The following is a 24,500-nucleotide window of genomic DNA, read 5'->3' on the forward strand; positions in this document are numbered from 1 at the left end:
GCTTTCAATGAAGAAACGAAGATCGGAAATCCCCGTGGGCCCGGGATGTCCGATCCTATTACTTGTGGTACGATTATTCGCCCAGATTTTCTCCGTCGGAATGAATTACGTTTTTGTACCAGTGGAAGCTTTTCTTTTTAATCCGTTTCAACGAACCTTCGCCTTCGTTGTCGCGGTCCACATAAATATAACCGTAACGTTTTTTCATCTCTCCTGAGGAAGCGCTGACAATGTCAATAGGTCCCCAACTTGTGTAACCGATAATTTCGACTCCGTCTTGAAGAGCCTCACCCATTTCGGCAATATGCCGCTTGAGATAGTCGATCCGGTAATCGTCGTTAACTTCTCCTTCAGGCGAAACCACATCATTGGCACCAAAACCGTTTTCCACTACGAACAGAGGCTTTTGGTAACGATCATGCAATTGGTTGGCTGTGATGCGAAATCCTTTGGGATCGATCGTCCAGCCCCATTCGGACTTATCCAAATATGGATTGGCTACGGAGCCGAATACATTACCACTGGTCATATTCTTGACGATTTCCGGGTCTGTGCTGGTCGTCCGGCTTGAATAATAGCTGAATCCGATATAGTCAACGGTGTGATCTTTCAGAATGGCTGCGTCGCCTGATTCCATCTCAATGTTTAATCCATGATCCTTAAAGAAGCGCTTCGCATAACCAGGATATTCGCCGCGTGACTGAACATCAATGAAGAAGTAGGACTCGCGGTCTTTTTCCATGCCCTGATATACATCTTCGGGATTACACGTATACGGATAGAAGCTGCCGGCAGCAAGCATACAGCCAATCTTCGCATCTGGGATAATCTCGTGACACGCTTTTACAGCCAGCGCACTTGCAACAAGCTGATGATGTGCAGCCTGGTACTGAATTTGTTTAACGTTTTCACCTTCTTGAAAAACAAGACCGGCGCCGAGAAACGGCAAATGGAGAAGCATGTTAATCTCGTTAAATGTCATCCAGTACTTCACTTTATCCTTATAGCGGGTGAATACTGTTTTGGCATAGGTTTCAAACAGACCTACCAGCTTCCGGCTCCGCCAGCTTCCATACTTCTCGACCAGATCCACTGGCACGTCAAAATGAGCGAGAGTAACGACTGGCTGAATGCCATGTTTATGCAACTCGTCGAACAAATCATCGTAGAATTGCAAACCTGCTTCATTAGGAGTAACGTCTTCTCCTGTTGGAAAAATACGAGCCCAGGCAATGGAAACACGCAGCGCCTTAAATCCCATTTCTGCAAATAGCGCGATATCCTCACGATAGTGATGATAGAAATCAATGGCTTGGTGGGAAGGATAGAATTCGCTTTCAAGTGGAGTCAGTGAAGGAACATTCCCTTTCATTATGCTTCTTCTCTTCTCTCCGGTAGGCAGCAGATCCACCAGACTCAATCCTTTACCGTCCTCCAAATAAGCACCCTCGGCCTGATTGGCAGCAAGAGCACCGCCCCATAAAAAGTCTTTAGGAAAAATATAACTGGACATAAACATTCTCCTTCCAAATGTGTAATAAAAGGGGTAGCGAAGGGTGACAGACAATAAAAAAAACCCAAACCAGCCTGTGTACACTTACAGTGTAAACAAGCCAATTCAGGTTATGCCCTATCGGTAACATCCCATGAAAAGGTTATACGTATTTGTTTGAAACTCTAACAAAGATTTGGGAACCTGTCAAATTCATTTGATAAATAACACGCAGCCCCTGTGGGTTATATCATACAACAGCATTAATTCAAATGCCTATTGGGTAATGAATTGAACCATGAAGGAAACCCCAGATAAACGACTTTACGAAAGATACCTGGCTGTTCGTCTTTGTCTGGAAGGGCACGTGTTTTCGAAGATCGCTGATCTACTCAGTCGCTATTTTAAGATATTTTGTTGCAAGAAATTTAGGAAATCCCTTTGCATAGAGCCAAGAGGAATAATTTTTTTGATTATCTTGAACCTCCAATGCTGTCCTTTAATGTTAAATGACCATATTGCAGAAGACAGATATATGGAATGATATTTTTGTTCTTGTAAATCAGCTACTTCAAATTCAACTTTCTGTACTACTTTAGTGGGAAATAGATTGAGGAAAAGGATAATAATTTTATCATTATTTAGGAGTAATATAGCTCGACTTGTCCAAGCCGAAAGGCTTTGAGGAGTTTGTTAATGAATATCATAATCAAATACCTTTCTATTTGGATGTTCAAATGAAATAACATTTTAAAGAGTATCTTCCGAAATATTCAAAACTCGAATTGTTTCCAGTTGTTAATCCGTTTCATAAACTGGCCGACATGAAGCTTAGTCTTATAAAACCTCTAAAAAAACACGTTATTCGCCACATTGGATTTAAGCCACAGCCATAGCCCCTCTACTGGATTTAGGTTGGGACTATAGGGCGGAAGAAAGACCAGGTGCAGGTGTAGATGTTCCTATCTCATTTGACAATATAATTAGTCTCATTTAATGTTATGAACCACATCTGGTGCCTCTTTTATCTGATATAACAAAGGAGGATAACCATTTCGAAATACCAGAACATCAGGCACATGTAACCAAAATTTTTTCTCTAATTTTTTTGTTTTATATGGGATGGGGACTTCAACGGGTTGAACATAGTAATATAATGTTGAAATATCCATCTCTAGAAAATAATAAAATAAACACTCATTCAATGAGTGGTACTCGACAGTACGCTTCATCTTTCTACTGTGAAAACTTCCGATGATGTGAGGCCTTTGCCAGCTGATTTTATTATCTACTCTCCGTTTTGGTGAGAATTCTTGGTCTTCTTGTAGCCAGTTTTTATTATTCTACATTATAGATTCCATGTAGAAAACCTCCCTTCCTGGTAATCAATATTACCAACCTCCAAAGCGTAAATCACTCGGCTATAATACAATGCTAAGTTTGACTTCTGGCCCACAGTCCGTTATCAGATACGGTTGCTCGACAAGAAACACCGTGCTGAAAATGCGGTTTTCCTCTTTAGGAATATATCCCCTTCTCCTTTCGGGTAACAAATTAATTAGCTGATCTAGTTTTTATCTTTTCATAAATAAAATTAAGAATAGAGATTTTCACATGTAACCTCTAAAAAAGCGACACTACATATTTTCTGCAGCGTCGTCTCGTTAGTGTTATTTTTAATTGTTGTTTCAAAGTGTCTTATGGCAGTTATTAACCACATATAGCTTGAATTAAAAACGTCCTCAGAATATCTAAAGTAATTTAACGATACGGATTCAATTCAGACAATAATCTTTCTTATCTTTTAATAATTCATGCCTTTTATTTTCTTATAGAGCACAGTGTAAATGTATCCGGTAGATATATTTTTAGCTTCGCGGTATTGATCAATTTCTGTCATGAAGAACAAGTCCTTGTACTTCTCCGAGTATTCTACGAATCGTGTAGGTCCCGCCATAGCTCTAATGAACTTCTTTGCCCATTAGACGTCCTTGCATTTTTTTCAGCCGCTCCAGAGCTCCTTCTTCATCAATGGCCATGTCGTACATTTGGTGGGCAAGCTGGAACCCTTGATCACTGACCAGGGCTTGTTTCCATGGACGGGATATAATGGAGTGGGACAGATGTCTCGTTGAACGCGGTGCCTGCATGATCATCTCCGCAAGCTCCCATGCGCGAGGAAGAAGCTTTTCCCGGGGCAGGACTTCACTAACGATGCCCAGGTCCAAGGCGGTTTGACCATTGATATTCTTGCCGGTGTATGCGTAATATGCTGCTTTCTTGAAACCGATCATGTTCTGCAGTGTGAGCAGCATTCCATCTCCGGGAGGTGTGCCTCCCAGATAATGAGGATCAAAAAAGTCCGCGTCTTCAGCACAAATGGTAATATCGCAGAGAGTTGCGAGTTCACAGTGCGTTCCCGGCCCGTTGATCGCCCCGATGGTGGGGATGTCAATGCAGAATATCAAATTTTCAAGCAGTCTCAGCGATTCATGATACTGTTCGAGCTTCTTTTGCTTCGGCCAGTCCATAAATTTTGTATTCCAGACCTCAGGGTCCCCTATTACCCATTTATCCCCTGTTCCTGAAATAATCATTACCTCGTTCTCAGGGTCGCGGCCAATATCTGACCATGCATGGGACCATGCCGTATGGGCTTCCCAAGAATGCTTGTACGGCCCTCCGTCGGTATGCAACCGTACTTCGATGATTCCGTCACGGCGGGTCATTAATAGAAATTCCTTGTATTTCTCCGAGTACTCTTCAAATTTGGTTGGTCCAATCATACGTCTCTCTGTCATTTCAATTCCTCCTGGTTTTGTTGAGATATTATCTATTACTTTCAAGCCAATCTCTGGCGAAAGCAGCGTAAGCCGCAGCCCCTTTGTACAGCACCTCATCCGAGAACATCGTCTTTGGATGATGCACAGGGTAACCATAGCCTTCCTCGGTATTGCCTGCGTTAAGAAATACTGAGGTACTTGGCACCGCTTGTGAGACAAATGCGAAGTCTTCCGATCCCATTAATTTCCCGCCGGGTATCAATTGGGTTATACCGATTAAGGAACTGGCGCCAAAAGTGTTTGCAATCGTAGTTCTCATTTGACGGTTAAGCCCGCTGTCCGTTTTCACCTCAGGACATCCCCTGGTATAGATCACATCCACCTTTGCCTGAAAAGTTTCTCCGATACCTGCAGAAATGTCGTGGATACGGGTTTCCATTTTGTCCCGCAATGCGGCGTTAAATGTGCGTACGCTTCCTTTCATTCTGGCCGTATCGGGAATCACGTTGTTTGTACTTCCGCCTTCCATCACGCCAATGGTAAGGACGGCACTCTCAACTGGCGGAATTTCACGGCTGAGAATACCCTGCAGCGCCAGATGAAGATGAGCAGCCACATTTAACGGATCGACCGCGGCACTCGGCATTGCTCCATGTGCACCCCTTCCGCGGATGATGATTTCGAACCAATCAGAGGAAGCTGAGATAGCTCCACCGGCCTCAGGCACTACAAATTGCCCGATAGGAATTGGCATTCCGGTCAACACATGAAGCATCATGGCTGCATCCACCTTAGGATTATCAAGAATCCCATTCTCAAGCATCATCTTTGCCCCGTGCAGAGTCTCTTCACCCGGCTGAAACATAAGCTTAACCGTCCCGCGAAGCTGCTCTTCGTTGGCCTTCAGGATCTCCGCAGCTCCGAGCAGCATGGAAGTATGCAAGTCATGACCGCATGCATGCATGTTTCCGTTCAACGACGCAAAAGAAAGCTCCGTTTCTTCTTGAATGGGCAGCCCATCCATATCCGCACGGATAAGGATCACCTTCCCGGCATGTTGTCCGCCGATCGTAACCATTAGACCTGACTCTCCTACGGGAGTAGGCTCAAGCCCCATCGACTCCAACACCTCTTTTACGTAGGCAGTTGTCCTCGGCAAACTTAAATCAAGTTCCGGAACCGCATGAAGATGATGCCTGTGCTTGACCAATTTGTCCTGCAGCTGGTGGGCCATACTCAAAAAATCTCCAGCTTCTTCAATCACAATAAACATCTCCCAAAGCACAAATTGAATGAACGTAAGAACAGAGTAAACATTCCCCCCTTCATATTTTAAGACTTTTTAAGAACGCTTTTATCGTACTTTTAAATCCATTCGCTGTCAAGAGAAAATAAGACATTTTAAGAACATTATTTTAGAGGCTGCCGGAACATTGAAATATCACATTTATTGTGATATAACTCTTTTGATTGAACTGTTTATGAAAGGAATCTATCATGAAAATCAAGCTGGGTATTATCACGCCTGAGACCCATATGGACTATTTCCGCGCCATTGAAGAAGAAATGCGGCCCTTATGTCAGTTCAGGTTTCTTACAATCAGTAACTTCCGGGAAACAACAGACATCTATCTCAAAAACTTAGATTCGGTGGATGGATTTGTGATCAGTGGCAGGATGCTTTACGAGTCAATCGATAAGGAATGCCTGGATGAAAAAGTACCTGTTCACATTTTGCAGGATGATGAAAACCTGCTTTACAGGGAACTTTTCCGGCTGCTGGTTACAGAACCTGGGCTTGATATATCCCGGATCTATGTGGATTATGCGTATATAATCAAGTCTTTCAGCGAATTCCAGCAATACCTGACTCATGAGGGAAAGCCCATTGACAGCGGTGATCTGCTCGAACGGGTGGAGACAATGCTGGAGAACCATATCACTCTATGGGAAGACAAGAAAATAGACTTGTCCATCACCGCGTTCGGCCACTTTGTTCCAGAACTCAAAAAGCACGGAGTCAGATATATCTTAATCCGGCCCACTTTGGAAAACGTTAAAGAGACCATAAGAGAGATCATCAACGAGATTACTATCCTCAAGCTTAAGAGTCAGAGGGCAGTTGTCGCATGCTTATCGACCAGAACGGCGGATCCGCTATCTGAAGAGCAGCTTCATGAGCTAAAGGTCCTTGTCGGCAGGTTTCTGCGCAGCGTGAATCTGGCAGACACGGCCCAAATTTCGGAAGGCTTTGTCAGACTATACACCACCTACGGAAATTTCATGAAAATCACCACTAACGCGCATAACTGCACCCTACTGGAGTATCTGGAAGAGCGCATAAGCGACAAGGTGAAGATCGGGTGGGGCTCGGGACATGAATATTTTCAAGCTAACATTAACGCCACCAAAGCTCACAGACAGGCGGAAGCCTTTACGGGCAGCTGCAGCTTTTTTATAAACGAGGATCAGAAGGTTATCGGCCCAATGCGGAGCATGAATGTCATACAGTTCTCTGAACAGGGGGACCCGGAAATCATCGCGTTAGCCAAAACTATCGGAATAAACAACATCAACTTGCAAAAAATCATGTCCTATGCAGAAATCATGAGAACAAATAAATTATCCTCTGAGGATGTTGCTGGCTGCCTGTCCATGACCGTCAGAGGTGCAAACCGTATCCTTAACAAAATTGAAGAAAGTAAATACGTACAAACGGTATTTGAAAAACGAGACAACAGTAAAGGGCGACCCAAAAAATACTACGAACTGTTGTTTCTTGACAAAGAAGGGCGCAAATTAAGCAGATGACACTCATTGTTACGCTTGCCATTTCGACTTTAAATTAATGGCAAAAAAGGCACATTTTCAAAACTGAAAACGTGCCTTTTTTTTTGAGCTTGATTTACCAAGCCAAATCACTTCCTGGCCGGACGACCAGCTCTGCATATGCTGCCCCCTCATCTGCGAACAGCCTAAAAACATTATTTAACTCGAATTTGTTTCTTTAACAACATGATTTGTCCGATATGATATGCATTATGAATACTTAAATTAGAAACAACTCCCCACCAAGGAGCATTAAAATATTCTGAAAGTTGTTTTGTGAGCTTTGATTCATCTGTTTCTTCTAAAATAACTCTCCAATTGCTAAATACATTCTCAAGTCTATTTAATGTTTCCTTCCAGCCTAAATCATTCAATTGATCTTGAGTCAAAGAAAATGTCTCATCATTGTTAATAGCATTATTTAATATAAATTCTCCTGCCTTAAAACGCTCAAGCCATGTTTCATTCCAATAAATAAGATGATTCACTATAGACCATATGGTTTGTTTATTGTCATTCTCAGTAACTGCTTCCGTTGCTGTTAGATCATCCAGTATATCCGCAAGAGGAATGAACCAACTCTTTTCGTTATAACATGCAGTTAATTGATCTATTAAAATTGATTTATAGGTCATCAAATGCTCCTCATCTCTTAATCGATTTAGGGTTCTTTCGGATAACGTTCCTATATTCACGACTCAGCGAATGCCGGACCCAGGACGAAAGTCCGCAGCATGAATATTATGTTAGATGTAACGGCCTACTTTGAATTACCTTCAGTCGTTCTTACAAAAAAAGAACACCAAGCCACTTCTACTTGGGTTTTCGGGGACTGACTGTCTCATTTAGATGGTATAAACAGTCTCATTCGATAATATAATTAGTCTCAATTGATGTTATAACCCACAGCCCCGTGTTCACTCTCTTAGTTTCGTTGTCTCATGGCCTCAAATAACAGCACCGTAGAAGCCATCGCCGCGTTCAGTGATTCCGCTTGCCCCTGCATCGGAATGAATATCGACTCATCCACCATGCGCGCGGTAGCATCAGAAATACCTTGGCCTTCGTTTCCGATCACAAGCCAAGTGGAAACACGCAAATCTATGGTATAGCATGACAAGCTCGCATCCAACGAGGTGCTGAGCAAGCGGGCACCTTTACTTTTGGCCTGCGGCAAAAGCTCCTCCAGACTGCCTTCAATCACCGGCAGGTGAAACAACGATCCCATCGTGGAGCGAATCGTTTTGGGATTGTACAGGTCGGCGCAGCCATGACCCAATATTACGCCTGCGGCTCCAGCAGCGTCCGCGCTGCGGATGATGGTGCCTACATTGCCGGGGTCCTGCACCCCGTCCAGCACCATTACCAGTGCATCCGGCTGCTCCAGCAATGCCGGGAATGCGCTGCGCTCCTCCTTACGCACGATGGCAAAGACCGACTGCGGCGTCTTCGTATCGGTGCATTTTGCAATGACCGCCGCTGACACGGGAACCCATTCCACCGGCTGGTCGACTGGATCCAGGCCATTCAGCTCGGCGGGAATGCCCTTGTCCAAATCATAGGCGACGGTTTCGACAGCCGCGTCCGAACGCAGCGCTTCCTGCACCAGATGAATACCCTCGACAATATATTTATGCTGCCGTGTGCGATGCTTTTTCTCCAGCAGTTGCGCCCACTCTTTTACACGCGCATTATTCGGTGAAATGATTTCCATTCGTTTAACCTTCCGTTTCTTTGTCCGTTTCAATAAAAATAAATAATGTATCACTTCACTTGTACTCGAACATCAAACCCTCATTAGGCTGCAAATGCCAGCTCCAGCTTGGTCAGATCATCCTTGTGGCCCACAATAACCAGTACATCACCCGGCTCCAGACGATCTTCGGCATAAGGTGAAATATTCATTTCCTGATTTCTGCGAATTGCCATCACATTGCAGCCGAAGCGTGCACGTATGTCTAGCTCCTTCAGGTTTTTGCCAATCATGGAATCGGCGGCTCGCATCTCCAAAATACTGTAGTCCTTGGACAGCTCGATATAATCCAAAATGTTGGGAGATGTCAAATGATGGGCTACCCGTAACCCCATATCCCGTTCAGGATAAACGACCTTATCTGCACCTATCTTTTGCAGCACTTTCCCATGCAGTTCATTTTGTGCCTTGACCACAAGAGCTGGTACGCCCATGTCCTTGAGAATCAATGTCGTCAGAATACTGGCCTGTATATCTTTACCAATCGCAACTACGATGACGTCAAAATTACGGATACCCAACGCTCGCAGCGCTTCCTCATCCGTCGAGTCGGCAGACACCGCATGCGTCACAGTATTCGACATTTCCTGTGTACGCTGCTCGTCCGAGTCAATAGCCAGCACATCAAAACCCATCTCACTCAGCGCACTGGCAACACTGGAACCAAAACGGCCCATACCAATGACCGCATACTGTTTTTTTGCCATTCCTTCTTTACCTCCCGATCACCATACTGTCCGTCATAGTATAGCATATCATGCTACAAACATAAATTTTGACATACTTATGCCAAATGCTTCTCCATGTATACTGGACAACAGCCCAAGCCATAATACATTCGATCACTACTACAACATACGGGAGGTACACATGCCCATCACAATGGATTTACGACAAGCAATTGTTCACAAAGTACACGGCAAATCAGAAGCTGATCTTACGGATATGATCATTGGGTCAGTGGACGGACCTGAGGCCGCTCTGCCTGGACTGGGTGTCATTCTTGAAATCGCTTGGAAGCATATGAGCCCAAACCAACAGCACGATTTCGTCCATTTGGCACATGAACAAATCGATAAAATCAAACCTGTACCCTTAACCTAGCTCTAGCTATTTAAGTTCTTGTTCCAATTTAATTGTGCTCATTATTTTACCCGTATTTGAAAATGAGAATAGTCCACTCGCATTCACATCGAGTGGACTATTCGTTGTATACATCAAATGACTGAGACCAAACTGTTCTGCTTACTCAATCTTATGGGGCCATTTCCAAAAACTTAGCTGTCGGATTTTTCTCCATAGCCGTACGCATGGCATACTCGTTTTCGAACAAGGCGACATAATTGCCCTTCTTATCCTTTACCAGCGTAGAGTTAATACGGAACTTGCTCGGGTCAATCTGCTCATCCACAATCCAACGTGCAAATTGGAATGGCATACGCTGAAGCTGTACATCAACCCCATACTCACCCTTCATGCGGTACTCAAATACTTCAAATTGCAGTTGGCCGACAACACCTAATAGCGTATCGTCAAAGCTTACCGTACGGAAAACCTGAATCATACCTTCCTCGGTCAACTGGTCAATACCCTTCAGATACTGTTTGTGCTTCAAGGCATTTTTCACCGTGACCTTGGCAAAAATCTCAGGCGAGAAGGTCGGCAGTTCATCAAACACAACCTCGCTACCTTGGCTGAGTGAATCACCAATACGGAAAATACCCGGGTCAAACAATCCTATAATATCGCCAGGAAAAGCCTCCTCGACAATATCACGGTCCTGTGCCAGGAACTGCTGTGGCTGAGACAGCTTAATCTCCTTGCCCATCCGTACATGCTTAACACTCATCCCGCGTTGAAATTTACCAGACACAATACGCAAAAATGCAATACGGTCACGGTGAGCCGGGTTCATGTTCGCCTGAATTTTAAATACATAGCCAGTAAACTTTTCGTTTGTTGGTTCAATTTCCCCAGCTGTACTACGGCGCGGCTCCGGTTTAGGAGCAAGCTGAAGGAAGTTTTCCAAAAATGTTTGTACACCAAAATTATTAATCGCACTGCCGAAGAATACCGGTGTTAATTCTCCGCGCTGTACTTTCTCCATGTCAAAAGGGTCACCCGCGACATCAAGCAACTCCAAGTCTTGGCATAATTGGTCATGCAAATATTCGCCCGCCATCTCACGAATGATCGGATCATTGTAATCTTCCACTTTTTGTACTTTAATCGTGGAATGGTCATCACCCTGAAACAGCTCGACCTGGTTTTTGACACGGTCATAGACACCGCACAGCTCGCGTCCTGTACCAATCGGCCAATTCATAGGCACCGAACGGATGCCAAGTACCTGCTCCAACTCCTCCATCAAATCAAAAGGACTGCGTCCCTCACGATCCAGTTTGTTAATGAAGGTGAAAATCGGAATTCCACGCTTCGCACAAACTTGAAACAGCTTAATCGTTTGCGCTTCCACACCTTTCGCTACGTCAATCAGCATGACTGCACTATCTGCTGCTGTTAATGTACGATACGTGTCTTCACTGAAATCCTGGTGACCTGGCGTGTCCAGAATGTTGATGCGGTGACCATTATAATCAAATTGCATCACTGAGGATGTTACAGAGATCCCCCGCTGTTTTTCAATCTCCATCCAGTCACTCGTGGCGTGTTTGCTTGCTTTACGCGCTTTAACTGAACCAGCAAGACGAATCGCGCCCCCGAACAGCAGCAGCTTTTCCGTTAGTGTCGTTTTACCCGCATCCGGGTGAGAAATAATCGCAAACGTACGCCGTTTGTCGACTTCCTGTTGAAGTATATCTGTTGTTTTACTCATTTCACATATCCCTTCATGATCAAATCCATTGCATTCCTGCTCAAGCTATTCATAAAAAGGCCATGATGCACGCCTGTTTTCATAAAATCATCGGCTCTATCGGCTCATTGCCGTTAGCCCCATTATTCGGCGTACCCCGTTACCATATTCATTATAAATACGATCTATTTACATGTTTTAGCCTGCCTTTAACTTATAATCAGTTGCAAACTGAAAACCTGAGACTAAGCTATTATAGCACACTCCGAACGCAAAGCATCCCCTTACGTCCTAAACAGGACATAGGGGGATGCAGGACAAAACGGGATTACTGAACGCCGCCTACTCGCCAGATGACATTATCTTCATCCTGACCGCTAACCGGCCACCACTTGAAGCCATCCTGCTCCAATAGCTTGTGAGCACCTTCCGGTCCCCATGAGCCTGCAGCATAGGTTTCCAGCGTATCCGGGGTCTGCTGCCATGCTTTGGCGATTCGATCGACGAATCCCCATGCCGTGGCAACCTCATCCCAACGCGTGAAGTACGTCGAATCACCCTCAATCGCATCCATCAGCAACCGTTCATAAGCCTCCGGTGAGTTGATGCCCACCATACAGCTTTGGCAAAAATCCATAGCCAATGGCTCAATATCTGATTCCGAGCCAGGTTTCTTGGCATTAATTTTAATGTAAATGCCCTCCATTGGATTGACCCGAATTACGAGCAAGTTCGGTTCCAGCTTATGCTTTTGACCGAGGTACACGTTCGTTGGCATGCTCTTAAATTCCACAACAATCTCCGTTGTTTTTACAGGGAGACGTTTGCCCGTACGAATATAGAACGGTACGCCAGCCCAACGGAAATTATCAACAAACACGCGTGAAGCAAAATAAGTCTCTGTGTTTGACTGCGGATCAACCTTGTCTTCTTGGCGATATCCCGGCAACTGCTGACCGCGATAACTGCCTTCGATGTATTGACCACGCACCACATTGGTTTTCACATCGTCAGACGTTTCAAAAGGGCGCAGCGAACGCAGCACTTTCACCTTTTCATCACGGATATCCTCAGGCAACAAACGACTAGGTGGCTCCATCGCAATCATCGTTAGCATTTGAAGCATATGGTTCTGTCCCATATCCCGCAAGGCGCCGGAATGATCGTAGTAACCTCCGCGTTCCTCCACCCCTACCGTTTCACTAAGCGTAATTTGCACATTGGCAATATGCTTATTATTCCACAGTGGTTCAAAGAAGGCGTTCGCGAAGCGGATCACCTCAATATTTTGTACCATTTCCTTGCCAAGATAGTGATCAATCCGATAAATTTCTTCTTCGGCAAATACTTCTCGTATTTCAACGTTCAATTCTTGTGCAGATTCGAGGTTATAACCGAATGGCTTCTCAATGACAAGACGATTCCACCCTTTGCCATCCATCATGCCGCCATCTTTCAAACTCTTAGACACGCTTCCGAATAATTCAGGAGCCAAGGCCAAATAAAACAACCGATTTCCCGGTATGTTAAACTTGCTTTCTATAGACTCCGTCTGCTGTCTCAACTCATGGAACCCTTCGACATTGTTGATATCAAGCGATTTATATTCAAAATGCTCGGCAAATGCCTGCCAATCTTGATCATTTTCTGCTTTGTAGCGACTAAACTCCTGTATGGAAGCGTACAGGTCATTACGGAATTCTTCCTCTGTGCGAGGACGCCTTGCTACACCAATAACGGCAAAATCCTCAGCAAGCTTGCCTTCGCGGTACAAGCTGTAAATAGCAGGAAAAAGCTTGCGACGAGCCAAATCGCCCGTAGCGCCAAAAATAAACAGAACTGCGCCTTGCGTCACAACAGATTCTTTAGCAGGTATGTCAGCCATGTAGTACCTCATTCTTCCCATGTCAAGATTCCGCAATCCACAATCCCCGAAATCCGCATGTAGTATTGTGTATATTTATACAAGATCATACTTGATTTTCGAAAAACATGGAACTAAAGATTTGATGATATTTTAGCATATCCTACATGGATAAGCTATCCGATGAATCATCAATTTACCTTATAAGTCAGTATTCAATCGTGATGAGCGGAAAACCGAGCGTTATACGTGTATCCTGTTGCTCCTTATCTTCATGTACAGCCATCTGCATCTGGACCTGATGCTCACCGCTTTGAATCATTAACGGCAGCTCTGGAGCTTCATAGGATATAGCCACAGTAGTCGCATCCGTATATCTTTCTTTGGCCTGCATGGAGATGTTCCCTGTTAAGCTCGCTTCTGTCAGTTTCAACAGTTGATCTTTGGATTCCTTTGTATGCAGCGAACGCTGAAGGGCCGTGTTCCACTGCGCTTGAATCCCCATAGACTTTAATTGCTCAGCACAGAGTTTATGAAGCTGAATCAACTGCTCACGTCCTGCATCGTTGCTCTCCAGTTGAACGACTACATACCATTGCCCAGTTTGCCGTTCCATTACATTTAAGCGGATTTTTAGATCCTCACTATTACGAACAGAACGATAAACCGTGTGTCCATTTTCCACGAGTTTGTTTACTGTGGGTATATTCAGTTGATCAGCTATCTGTGCCGCCATATCTGCCGGCTCTTCATGGTTAGAAATCCAATCACCTTGCCACTTCACAACCAGCTTATCCAGCGTACCCGGGGCCTGGTCCGAGATGGTTAACAATGAGCGTAAAGCCGTTTCTGCCTCGCGGGAATCATATCGGTTTGTCTGAAGGGTTCCGTAACGCCAGCCAGCCAGTATCAGCACCGTTCCTAATACCAAAATCGTAATAATCCCTTTTTTAATCAACTCTGCTTTTAGCATTATCGTTCCTCCCGCTCCACAACCATCCGATTCCCACACCTACGCTCTGGATACTTTCTTTTTCGGCTGGTTTGAAATCTATGAATCTATCAATAGCATTCCCGTTGTCAGAGGTTTTATACACACAGCAATACGGCAAAGCAATTCTAAAATATTCATCTGCCTATTGGGTGTTCGACCATACATCGTAGGCACCGTAAGAATAGACTATGATCACAATGCATCTTACACCAAAAGAGGTGAAATCATGTTTCCGATTTATCCTGTAAATGAAGCCAGTGTGGCACCTCATGGTGGACGTCTGGTCTGTGCCGTTATGCGTGATGGTACACGACACATCGGCATCTTAAGTGGGTGTAGCAAAGGCAAGCTGATGTTGAACGGATATCCACCCTCCTTTCCTGGCAGTCTCTATGCCGGGAGCTACAGTAACAAAGGAAAACAAACCCCTAAAAAGATTTCCTCTAAAAAGAAAAAAAGGATTCCTAAAAACAAAGTTCGTACCTCTGCCAAACTAAATGCATTAATTAAGCCGCCCAATGCACCTCTGAGTCCATCCTTTCCTTATGACGCAGGCGGATTTGCTGGAAATGGCTATAGTAGTTATGGAAATGGCAGAGCAGGCTATCGCGGTGGGTACGGCGGATATGGATACGGTGCAGGGCTTGCACTAGATCTGGCTTTAATCGCCTTTTTATTCCTCCTGATCTAAACACCTTGTTATAGAACACAAAAAACCGGAGAGCTATTATCGTCTCCGGTTCTTTGTATTCGTTTATTCTACATTCTACTCTGCTAATCCGTTCTTATAGGCATAGATCGCCGCCTGTGTACGGTCTTCCACTCCTAATTTAGCGAGAAGGTTCGTGACATGGAATTTTACCGTCTTAATCCCAATAATCAGCTCATCTGCGATGTCCTGGTTAGACTTCCCTTGTGCCAACAGGCGGAGCACCTCCATCTCACGATCAGTCAGCTCCGTATGCGCGGGCGCTTCAGCCTGTGGCTGGCGGAATCGATTCATCATCTTGGAGGCCACCTGTGACTCTAGTACGGACTGTCCACGTGCAGCTGCACGGATCGCATCCGCTATTTCGGAAGCGCGAGACGTTTTAAGCAAATAGCTGAATGCCCCTGCCTCAATGACCGGATACATTTTCTCATCGTCCAAATAACTCGTCAGCACAATCACCTTTGTCTCTGGAAGCAGACGAGTTACTTGGCGTGTCGTTTCGATGCCATCCATGCCATCCATGACCAGATCCATCAAAATCACATTTGGCTTGTATTCAGAAGCCAACCGTATGCCTTCTTCTCCGCTTCCGGCCTCGCCGACCACTTCAATACCTTCTTCCGTCCCCAGCACCGCCGCAAGACCAATCCGTACCATTTCATGGTCGTCTACCAGCAGTACGCTAATCGGTAATTCCGTTTCCATGATCATCGTTCCTTCCGCTTTCATCATTAATAACTGGCACGGACACCTCAATCCGTGTACCTTTTCCAGGAGCCGTTATATACTGAATAGCCCCTCCAATTTCACTGACCCGCTCCTGCATGGTGGATAATCCATATGAAGTCTGCTTTTTCTCATCCAGTTCAAAACCAATACCGTTATCCCGAATCGTCAGCCTGATGGAATCCGGGCGTTGCACGATACGAATTTCCATGCGGGTTGCTTTGGCATGGCGCAATGTATTAGACATCGCTTCCTGAACAATACGAAACAAGTGGTTCTCAATGCCTTTAACCAACTGTACTCCGCTTTCAATCTCAAAATCAATCTCCATCGGTACCTTTGCCTGCAACTCCTGTACCAAATCACGCAACCCCTGCTCAAGCCTTTTCCCTTCCAGATAGACAGGCCGTAGATGAAGTAGTAACGCCCGCATTTCAGATTGTGCCACAGAAGACATTTCTTCAATTAGTGCAACTTGACGCTGTGCTTTATCAAAATCCTTATCCAGCGTCCTCCCCACAGCCGTCGCGGTCATTGAAATAGCAAATAATTGCTGTGATACGGCATCATGCAACTCTCTGGCCAGCCGCTGCCGCTCCTCCACAATCGCAGTCATCCGTGCCTGTTCCGCCAACTGAGCATTATCCGTGGATAAGCGTTGTAAAGACGTAACTTGTTCCTGCCATTTACGTCCAATCCGTTCCAGCTGCTCTCCCAGTCTACCAAGTTCATCATGCCCTAGGGGCGGCAACTCACGTGCAGGGGTTCCCTTTTCCCACATCAGCAACGTCTCTCTCAACATTTCCAGTCTGCTTTTGAAGCGGTAGCTCTCATAAAATCCGTACATTGCCCCTGTACCAATCAACACCAGTATAACGGCTCCTGCAACTTTCAATATCATTCCCCAGGTTGCAAACGACTTCACATATCCATATGTATACAGCATATAAAAGACAACTACGCCTACAACAACACACAGGAGGATACCTTGACCCATACTGCGGGTTACCATGTTGGACGTTTTTTTATGATTCATCCCGGCTCCTCCTGATTCAATAAAATCGGACGCGGACATCGCCCGCCAAGTACGAAACGACAAACTTCACTTTATATTCACTCTGCTCAAAATGGGGAGACTTCCAAACCAGTCGATTGAGCATCCCCGCCTCATGATCCCGGTCAAACTGAATCTGTCCGAACAGGACGAACATCTCCACCTCTACACCGTAATTATCCGGTAGGGTGATATCAATGTCACCGAAGATCCCTTGTAAAAATATGACGGACTCACGTTCCTCTGGTAGAGCCAACGTCAGATCGGCATCCACATCGCCAACCACATGCCATATGCTTGTGCTACGCAGGCTCCACGGCACTTCATCCCATTTATGATTCGATATAAAATTGTGCTTGAATATGGAGCTTTGACCTTTATGCAGCTTCCTTGAACGTGAATAGAATATAGCTAATGATGCTAGTGTAACTACCACAAACAGGAACAAATGATCCAGCACTAGCAATCCAGCACCAATCGCGAGCATCGTGTAACCCTTTTTGATTTTGGAATTGCGGATCTTATATATTCCGGCCAACATTAGAATCAGTGCAACCACGGAGAGGAACCCAATCCACTGACCGAATAAAATGATAATCCCGATGCCAATCCCTGCCAGTGCCAAGGCTGATTTTCTTCTCTCCATGCTGCACCCCCTTTTTGTTTATACAGGACGGAAAAGCCATAGTGGCGCAACATTCCGCCATATGGCTTTCCCGAACCATACAGATTAGGCACGATCATCGACCAATGTCCATTCCATACAGCATATCATAATGTCTTGTTTCCGAGTAGTCAGTCCTTCTTCATATCGACTGGTTTAGCACCTGTCTGAATTTTGGACTTAAGCTGTTGAAGCTGCTCATCCACTTTAAACTGTTTTTCAGCCTCAGCCGGATTAGTATATGCTTCTCCTGGAGCTTGACGGTATGGAGCACGCAGTACGTCAGCTTCAGCTTCCATTTGCATAATTTTTTCTTCCATACGGTGGAAGCCCAATGAAGCAGATCCACTTTCAATCGTATGCAAACTATTGATTTGAGACATTTGCTTTTTGGCTTTCGCCATTTGAGCACGGGATACTAACTCATTGCGCTTGTTGCGCATTTTATAGAACTCATCTTTCATGTCGTGAAGCTGTTGTACTAATTCTTTTGCTTGAAGCTCAGCTTGTGTATGCAAGTCGCGGTATTCGTCCTGCTTTTGCACAAAATAAATCTTCTCTCCCAACAGCTTGCGCGCTACTTCTTCCTGACCATTTCGCAATGCGGATTCGGCTTGCTTCTCACGCTCATTGGATACACGTACCGCTTCCTCTAAACGCTGTTTCATACGTCGTTCATTCGCCATTTGCTTGGCAACCGTTACCTCAGCCTCGTGAATTTCCGCCTCCATATCGCGCAGATATTGATTCAACATAATAATCGGATCTTCCACTTTATCCAACACTTCATTCACCGATGCTCTTGTCATATCCTTCATTCTTTTAAAGATCCCCATTATTTACGATCTCCCTTCTCAAATTGCTCTACTTTTTTGCGTAACTCTGCCAATTCTTTTTTCATTGCCTTTTTCTCAATATCTTCCATCATGGAATCCAAGTCATTGTTCTGACCTGTGTTAAATTTGGATGAGTTGCGGGCATCTTGACCAAAAAACGGGTTCGAATTGCCATATGCACCGCCCTGGTTGTAACCAGTTCCCTGCCCATACTGCGATCTTGTATTGTGACTGCCATAATAGCGTGGATCCTGTTGATGGTAGGGCCCGCTGTTAGGGCCAAATCCTCCATCGAAAGGAGATCTCGGCTCCTTGGAGATAACCAGTGCCGCAATCACATAAATCATAAATGTGGTTCCTGCTGTAATAAAGAAACTGATCACAACCAGAATACGAATCCATGTTGAGTCCATTCCTGTTGCGTCAGAAAGACCGCCACATACACCTGTTATTACTCTATCCCGGCTTGATCTGTAAATTCGGGTCATTATCAAATTACTCCTTCCCGCTGTTGTTCAGCTTGCTTTTCAGTCTCGCCCACTCTTGTTCGAGCAGCGATCCACCGCCTTGGGCATCCTGTGCATGGTCGCCCTCACCCCGACGTAAATCACGCAGACTCATCGTTTCTGCTTCCATATCGGCTACCCGGTCTTCCAAGCGGTTGAACATTCGGGGAACATTTCGTCCGCCGTATGTACCAGCCCGTTCGTTCATTTGCTGCTGGAGTCTCAACGTCTGTACCCGTGCCGCATAATACTGACGCTTGCTGTGTACCGTTTGATATTCTGTCTTTAACGTATCTAGCTGTTGTTCTAGCTCACGTAGTGATTCACGGCTCTGCTCCCACAGTTCTCTATACTGCTCTTCTTTTTCTGCATATAGCATTTTCTCCTGTAGGGCCAGCTTCGCAATATGTTCTTCATCAGCCTTCAAAGCCAGTAGCGCCTGTTCCTCCCGTTTGGTCTGCATGGACAATGCATGATCCAACTGCTGCTTCATCTGTCTTGTATGCATCGCATACTGTTGATGGAGTTTTTCCGCTTCGGCAATTTCCTGGCGGGTATTATACAAGAACTGGTCAATCAGTTGCACTGGGTCTTGGCTTTGTTCCAAATGCTCATTGAAGGTTGCTACTGTGATATCGCGCATTCTTCGAAAAACACTCATTTGCGTCTGCTCCTTTCACAATTCGTATCCCCATAATCAAAACTTCGTTACTGCAATATTTCTTCATTCGCTAAACTGCTAAAATCAGTAACGTCTTCTGCGGTCACTCAGCAGGGAAACACCAAATATGATCAACCCGATTGCCAGTAGTGGTCCCAGAAGCCAGGACAGTTTGCCGAGCAAAATCAGTACCCCAAGTACAAGTACGATCCAGCCGAAGAGCGCATTTCCTTTTTTCACACCGTAGTAGCCTAGCATAACCATAGCTATCGGAATTAAGTAACCAATCAGATGTCCTAAAAAGTGACCGAAAAACGGAGTAAACTTACCGAGCAGCATAATCGAACCCAACACGATCAGTACAATGGCTAACCCATTCCCTTTGTTAACTCTCATCATCTCTCACCGCCTTTCACTGTGTCTTGCTTATGTCCTTATTGTACGCTGAACAAGCGTTTGACAAAACGGACCCCAGACGGTTTTTGAACCTAGACCTAAGTCGGGGATGAGTATAGACCTGCGGCTATCCTCCTTTATGCTGTTCTGCTGCACGGGCTATCGAATGTTGCTCACCCGCTTGCTTGGAACGTAGTGAAAGGACGAGACAAGCCAGTAACGCTATAGCTGCAACCATATAAGGCAGATTAATATGAACATCGAACAACAGTCCTGCAATTAATGGTCCAATCACATTACCCAAGCTGGTATAGGATGAGTTCATGCCTGCCACAAAGCCTTGCTCATCTCCGGCCTGCCGCGATAGAGAAGTACTTACTGCCGGGCGAAGGATATCCATAGCCAGAAAAATGATGAAGGTCGTCAGCATAATCATCATGTACTGTTCAGCAAATAGGGTTAGGAAGATGAACAGGCCCCCAATAGCCAAGCAGAGATGAATTACTTTTTTCTCTCCAAAACGATTAATGATCCATCCAAATATAGTTGCTTGGACAACTGCTCCCAAAATGGAGCCTGTCGTTATGATGATGGCAATATCCATCGGTGTGAAACCATATTTATGGTCAACAAACAGTCCAAATACGGTTTCGAAGTTCGCTAACCCAAAAGCAACGACAAATACAATGAGTAAACCCATGAAATATGGAGATTGATATGACTTGGCAAATTGCTGCAAAAGATTTTCTTTTTGACGTGGAAGCTCTCTATTATATTGTTGCTTTTCCTTGCTTAAAGACTCAGGCAGCACTAACAGAGACAAGATAGCTGCTATTCCCGCAGCTCCAGCTGCCGCAAAGAAGGGAATGCGTATTCCATATGTGGCAAGCAATCCGCCAATCCCTGGCCCGATTATGAAGCCTGTGTTGATCGCCGCATTGATCATGCCCATTCCCTTGCCTCTTTCTTCGAACGAGGTCACGTCAGCGACATAGGCCATTATAGAAGGAGTCAGCAACGCTGCCCCTGCTCCACCCATGATTCGTGCTATGAACAGGGTAGGAATGGAATGAGCCAGTCCAAAAACAAGCTCTGATAACATGAAGATGAACATCCCAGAAACAATCAATTTTTTACGTCCATAACGATCAGACAACTTTCCTGACAATGGTGATAATAAAAGCTGAGTCAACGCAAAAGCTGCAACCATCAGTCCCATCGAAGAACCATTCATCCCTAGCTCACTTATAAATTTAGGTAATACAGGGACAACTAAGCCAATCCCCATGAACGCCAAAAAAATGTTAAGCATCAATAACAGCATTGCTCCTCGATTTCTTGTGAGTATAGACATATTTCCACCCTTCCTTTTCCGTATCTCTTTATTCGATATCAGGTAAACTTCATTATCCCTTTTCAAAAAACAATTGAAACTAAAAATGTTTTCTTAGTTTTCATATAAAAAAGTGGCCTCTTCAAATATGCAGCATATTGTTGAGGCTATTTTTTAATTCTCGACCAAACCGAACAACAAAATATCTACAATAGAATAAGTAGCTTCCTCTACCGTCACACTGTTATCCAGAAAGAAACGCTGATCAAGCGTTAAATTTACAGATTCAATAATAAGCTTCATGATCAGAGCCTCATTTTTGTTCACAATAATTCCTTCTCGGATGCCTTCCTGAATTAATGTTCTAATCGGAGACCAATCATTTAAATCGGCATGTACCCTTTTCCATTGTTCAGGATAATACTTTTTCATCTGGTCCAATATCCTTAAATCGTAAAACTTATAATACAGAGGCATGACCCTAATCGACTGCTTAATCTTGTCTAACAAAGATAACTCATTATTTTGGATAATCTGCTCCGTTTTTCGAATCATATCATCATTTGTACGCTCAATAAGTGTTTCTAAAATAAGCGTCTTAGACGAAAAGTTTTCATACAACGTACGCTTGCTAATAGCGAGTCTTTTCGCAAGATCATCCATCGTAAATTTCAATCCATTTTCATGAACTTCATCTACAAAAGCCTCCAATATTCTTTCCTGCATATTCTTCCTCATTTCTTTCGCGCTCGGTAAACTAGAAAAGTTTTTTCAGTACCATCATCTTACGATAAGATCAAAGCGCTGGTCAAATCCATGTTAACCTTGTTGCCAAAATCATGAATATATAATAAAAAGGATGATAAAATGCCTTTAAGCATTTTATCACCCTTTTGTGTATGGGCGAGAGGACTAGAACCTCCACGGTTTCCCACTCGATACCGAATATAATATTGATAATACCTTGTTTAATGAAGGGAGATAAGCGCTGCTCGTCGATTTCGACCCGCAAGGTAATCTGTCAATGTACTTTGGTATTGAGCAGCGGGATCAACTTCCGTAGCTATGGTCTGCGACAGGACTAACTCAGTTGCTCAGTATCAAGGAATTTAGAACACTTGTACAACTTCTTTAATATCATCAATTTCCTCAAGAATTGCGCGCTCAATAGCAACCTTTAACGTAATCGTAGCACTTGGGCAACCATTGCAAGCTCCCAAAAATCTTAATTTTGCTATACCGTTCTCAACTTCGACCAGTTCAGCATCTCCACCGTCACGCAGTAAGAAAGGACGTAGTTTGAGAAGAACTTCCGATACTTCATCGAATAAAACTCCATTTTCATCCATTATGTCAATTCCTCCCATTTTCTTTACCAACCGTCATTCATACCTTTTTTCACCCTAGATCGTCTGAGTGATCCTTTGCTTTTTGCCTAAGAGTGACCTCTTGATCCGAAAGTTCCCTTATAAGCGTAAGAATAGAGTCTAAAGGTATCATCACACCACAACTTGCGCTCAATCCTGACAGCATATTGAAGCAGAACTGAAGTTTTCGTATCTCTCGGGTAATTTGAGCTAGTTCTGAATCGTCCGAATTATTTTTCTTCATTACTAGCACCTCTTTAAAGAATGATAAAGGTTTGATCTATTAAATTAATGAATCAACCGATGCTTCCTTCCATCTCAAATTGAATCAACCGATTCATTTCAACGGCATATTCCATTGGCAATTCTTTGGTAAACGGTTCAATAAAGCCCATTACAATCATTTGTGTAGCATCTTGTTCTGTAAGCCCGCGGCTCATTAAGTAAAACAATTGTTCCTCGGACACTTTGGATACTGTTGCCTCGTGCTCCAAAGTAATCTGATCGTTTTTAATTTCATTGTACGGAATCGTATCTGATGTTGACATGTTGTCCAATATCAACGTATCGCACTTAATATTGGACTTGGACCCTGCGGAATCGCGGCTGAAGCTGGACAACCCTCGGTAGTTTACTTTTCCGCCCTGCTTGCTGATGGATTTGGATATAATCGTAGATGTTGTCTCGGGAGCAAGGTGAATTACCTTCGCGCCAGCATCTTGATGCTGATCTTTACCGGCTACGGCAATAGACAGGATGGACCCCTTGGCTCCCCGTCCTTTCAATAATACTGCCGGATACTTCATTGTTACCTTGGAGCCGATGTTGCCGTCCACCCATTCCATTGTGGCATTTTCTTCTGCCACAGCCCTTTGGGTTACCAAGTTGTAGATATTAGGAGCCCAATTCTGAATGGTCGTGTAACGGACACGGGAATCTTTCCGGCAAATAATTTCAATAACTCCACTATGCAGAGAACTGGTACTATAAATAGGTGCTGTACATCCTTCAACATAATGGACAAAGCTGCCCTCTTCGGCAATAATTAATGTCCGCTCGAATTGACCCATATTTTCAGAATTAATACGGAAATAACCTTGTATAGGAACCTCGCACTGAACCCCCTTCGGAATGTATACAAAGCTACCGCCTGACCAAACCGCACTATTAAGCGCCGCAAATTTATTGTCGGCGGGAGGGATGATCGTCCCAAAATGTTGCTTAAACACTTCGGGGTATTGCTTTAATGCACTATCCGTATCAAGGAAAATAACGCCCTGATCCTCCAGTTCTTTCCGCATGCTGTGATAAACTACTTCCGACTCATATTGAGCGGATACGCCCGCCAGGAACTTTTGCTCCGCTTCAGGGATTCCCAGCTTGTCAAAGGTTGCTTTGATCTCGGAAGGAACCTCCTCCCAGGTCTTTCCCTGTTTTTCAGAAGGGCGAACGTAATACTGGATGTCATCAAGATTTAGCTCGGTCAAATCCGCTCCCCATTCAGGCATCGGCATTTTGTAGAATTGATTCAAAGCTTTCAACCGAAAATTGAGCATCCACTCCGGCTCTTCCTTGATCCGGGAAATTTCCCGGACAATCTCTTCCGTCAGACCTTTTCCAGATTGAAAAATAGACTGGTGCTTGTCGCGAAACCCATATTTATATTCGCCCATATCTGGTGCTTTTTTAGCCATTGGTATCACTCCTTTTTAACC

23 protein-coding genes and 1 pseudogene are annotated in these 24,500 nt (G+C 44.5%); 3 read left to right on the forward strand and 21 right to left on the reverse strand.

The window, feature by feature from the left end; translation table 11 throughout:
* Nucleotides 1-73: 73 nt before the first annotated feature.
* From ACYCS5_RS06685 to ACYCS5_RS06700, 4 genes and pseudogenes are all read right to left on the reverse strand, one after another.
* Complete coding sequence (locus tag ACYCS5_RS06685) at nt 74-1,513, reverse strand: 6-phospho-beta-glucosidase (RefSeq protein ID WP_069012595.1); 1,440 nt, start codon at nt 1,511-1,513, stop codon at nt 74-76.
* A gap of 830 nt (nt 1,514-2,343) precedes the next feature.
* Nucleotides 2,344-2,442 (reverse strand): annotated as a pseudogene (locus ACYCS5_RS06690) (transposase); the annotation flags it as partial.
* A 1,011-nt stretch (nt 2,443-3,453) separates the two neighbouring features.
* Complete coding sequence (locus ACYCS5_RS06695) at nt 3,454-4,293, reverse strand: enoyl-CoA hydratase/isomerase family protein (protein WP_459760983.1); 840 nt, start codon at nt 4,291-4,293, stop codon at nt 3,454-3,456.
* Between the two features lie 28 nt (nt 4,294-4,321).
* On the reverse strand, nt 4,322-5,548 hold the full coding sequence (locus tag ACYCS5_RS06700; RefSeq protein ID WP_340887109.1) for a M20 metallopeptidase family protein: 1,227 nt from the start codon (nt 5,546-5,548) through the stop codon (nt 4,322-4,324).
* A 224-nt stretch (nt 5,549-5,772) separates the two neighbouring features.
* Between ACYCS5_RS06700 and ACYCS5_RS06705 the strand changes: the two genes are divergently transcribed.
* On the forward strand, nt 5,773-7,086 hold the full coding sequence (locus tag ACYCS5_RS06705) for a hypothetical protein (RefSeq protein ID WP_029518181.1): 1,314 nt from the start codon (nt 5,773-5,775) through the stop codon (nt 7,084-7,086).
* Between the two features lie 173 nt (nt 7,087-7,259).
* Here ACYCS5_RS06705 and ACYCS5_RS06710 read toward each other — a convergent pair whose 3' ends face one another.
* The 3 genes from ACYCS5_RS06710 to ACYCS5_RS06720 form a co-directional block, all read right to left on the reverse strand.
* Complete coding sequence (locus ACYCS5_RS06710; RefSeq protein ID WP_340886364.1) at nt 7,260-7,739, reverse strand: DinB family protein; 480 nt, start codon at nt 7,737-7,739, stop codon at nt 7,260-7,262.
* 290 nt (nt 7,740-8,029) lie between these two features.
* Nucleotides 8,030-8,818, reverse strand: coding sequence for a TrmH family RNA methyltransferase (locus tag ACYCS5_RS06715; RefSeq protein WP_459760984.1), 789 nt, complete (start codon nt 8,816-8,818; stop codon nt 8,030-8,032).
* An 83-nt stretch (nt 8,819-8,901) separates the two neighbouring features.
* Complete coding sequence (locus tag ACYCS5_RS06720) at nt 8,902-9,564, reverse strand: potassium channel family protein (protein ID WP_459760985.1); 663 nt, start codon at nt 9,562-9,564, stop codon at nt 8,902-8,904.
* Nucleotides 9,565-9,727: 163 nt separating this feature from the next.
* On the opposite strand from ACYCS5_RS06720, the gene ACYCS5_RS06725 reads away from it, so the two are divergent.
* Nucleotides 9,728-9,961 (forward strand): small acid-soluble spore protein SspI, encoded by a 234-nt coding sequence (locus ACYCS5_RS06725; protein ID WP_016819939.1) that lies wholly within the window; start codon nt 9,728-9,730, stop codon nt 9,959-9,961.
* A 151-nt stretch (nt 9,962-10,112) separates the two neighbouring features.
* Here ACYCS5_RS06725 and ACYCS5_RS06730 read toward each other — a convergent pair whose 3' ends face one another.
* The 3 genes from ACYCS5_RS06730 to ACYCS5_RS06740 all read right to left on the reverse strand — a co-directional run bounded on the left by ACYCS5_RS06730 (nt 10,113) and on the right by ACYCS5_RS06740 (nt 14,509).
* Nucleotides 10,113-11,693, reverse strand: a complete 1,581-nt coding sequence (locus ACYCS5_RS06730; protein WP_029518174.1) for a peptide chain release factor 3 — start codon at nt 11,691-11,693, stop codon at nt 10,113-10,115.
* Between the two features lie 307 nt (nt 11,694-12,000).
* Nucleotides 12,001-13,557 carry a glucose-6-phosphate dehydrogenase gene (zwf, locus tag ACYCS5_RS06735; protein WP_029518173.1) on the reverse strand — a complete coding sequence of 519 codons (1,557 nt, stop codon included), beginning with the start codon at nt 13,555-13,557 and terminating at the stop codon, nt 12,001-12,003.
* Between the two features lie 187 nt (nt 13,558-13,744).
* Nucleotides 13,745-14,509, reverse strand: a complete 765-nt coding sequence (locus tag ACYCS5_RS06740) for a YwmB family TATA-box binding protein (RefSeq protein ID WP_322252334.1) — start codon at nt 14,507-14,509, stop codon at nt 13,745-13,747.
* 247 nt (nt 14,510-14,756) lie between these two features.
* Between ACYCS5_RS06740 and ACYCS5_RS06745 the strand changes: the two genes are divergently transcribed.
* The gene (locus ACYCS5_RS06745; RefSeq protein WP_459760986.1) at nt 14,757-15,221 is read left to right on the forward strand and encodes a hypothetical protein; all 465 of its coding nucleotides are present in this window, start codon (nt 14,757-14,759) and stop codon (nt 15,219-15,221) included.
* A gap of 75 nt (nt 15,222-15,296) precedes the next feature.
* Here the strand turns inward: ACYCS5_RS06745 and ACYCS5_RS06750 are convergent, their stop codons facing one another.
* From ACYCS5_RS06750 to sufB, 11 genes are all read right to left on the reverse strand, one after another.
* On the reverse strand, nt 15,297-15,947 hold the full coding sequence (locus ACYCS5_RS06750) for a response regulator (protein WP_013372995.1): 651 nt from the start codon (nt 15,945-15,947) through the stop codon (nt 15,297-15,299).
* Entirely contained in the window at nt 15,925-17,004 is a 1,080-nt protein-coding gene (locus ACYCS5_RS06755; protein ID WP_459760987.1) for a sensor histidine kinase, read from the reverse strand. Before ACYCS5_RS06755 ends, ACYCS5_RS06750 begins: the two co-directional genes overlap by 23 nt.
* A 16-nt stretch (nt 17,005-17,020) precedes the next feature.
* Nucleotides 17,021-17,668: a cell wall-active antibiotics response protein LiaF gene (liaF, locus tag ACYCS5_RS06760; protein WP_165148438.1), complete on the reverse strand. Its 648-nt coding sequence runs from the start codon at nt 17,666-17,668 to the stop codon at nt 17,021-17,023.
* 149 nt (nt 17,669-17,817) lie between these two features.
* A complete protein-coding gene (locus ACYCS5_RS06765; protein ID WP_025718885.1) occupies nt 17,818-18,522 on the reverse strand; it encodes a PspA/IM30 family protein in 705 nt (234 codons plus the stop codon).
* Nucleotides 18,522-19,010: a PspC domain-containing protein gene (locus ACYCS5_RS06770; protein WP_459760988.1), complete on the reverse strand. Its 489-nt coding sequence runs from the start codon at nt 19,008-19,010 to the stop codon at nt 18,522-18,524. The genes ACYCS5_RS06765 and ACYCS5_RS06770 overlap by 1 nt, the downstream gene beginning before the upstream one ends.
* 7 nt (nt 19,011-19,017) lie before the next feature.
* Nucleotides 19,018-19,689 (reverse strand): PspA/IM30 family protein, encoded by a 672-nt coding sequence (locus tag ACYCS5_RS06775; protein ID WP_013311897.1) that lies wholly within the window; start codon nt 19,687-19,689, stop codon nt 19,018-19,020.
* A gap of 84 nt (nt 19,690-19,773) precedes the next feature.
* A complete protein-coding gene (locus tag ACYCS5_RS06780; protein ID WP_013311898.1) occupies nt 19,774-20,085 on the reverse strand; it encodes a LiaF transmembrane domain-containing protein in 312 nt (103 codons plus the stop codon).
* Nucleotides 20,086-20,212: 127 nt separating this feature from the next.
* Nucleotides 20,213-21,439, reverse strand: coding sequence for an MFS transporter (locus ACYCS5_RS06785; RefSeq protein WP_459760989.1), 1,227 nt, complete (start codon nt 21,437-21,439; stop codon nt 20,213-20,215).
* Between the two features lie 153 nt (nt 21,440-21,592).
* Nucleotides 21,593-22,144 (reverse strand): TetR/AcrR family transcriptional regulator, encoded by a 552-nt coding sequence (locus tag ACYCS5_RS06790; RefSeq protein ID WP_029518165.1) that lies wholly within the window; start codon nt 22,142-22,144, stop codon nt 21,593-21,595.
* A gap of 383 nt (nt 22,145-22,527) precedes the next feature.
* Nucleotides 22,528-22,767 carry a NifU family protein gene (locus ACYCS5_RS06795; protein WP_013373004.1) on the reverse strand — a complete coding sequence of 80 codons (240 nt, stop codon included), beginning with the start codon at nt 22,765-22,767 and terminating at the stop codon, nt 22,528-22,530.
* Nucleotides 22,768-23,081: 314 nt separating this feature from the next.
* Entirely contained in the window at nt 23,082-24,479 is a 1,398-nt protein-coding gene (gene sufB / locus ACYCS5_RS06800) for a Fe-S cluster assembly protein SufB (RefSeq protein WP_029518163.1), read from the reverse strand.
* Nucleotides 24,480-24,500: the final 21 nt, after the last annotated feature.

The organism is Paenibacillus sp. SEL3, from assembly GCF_054602585.1.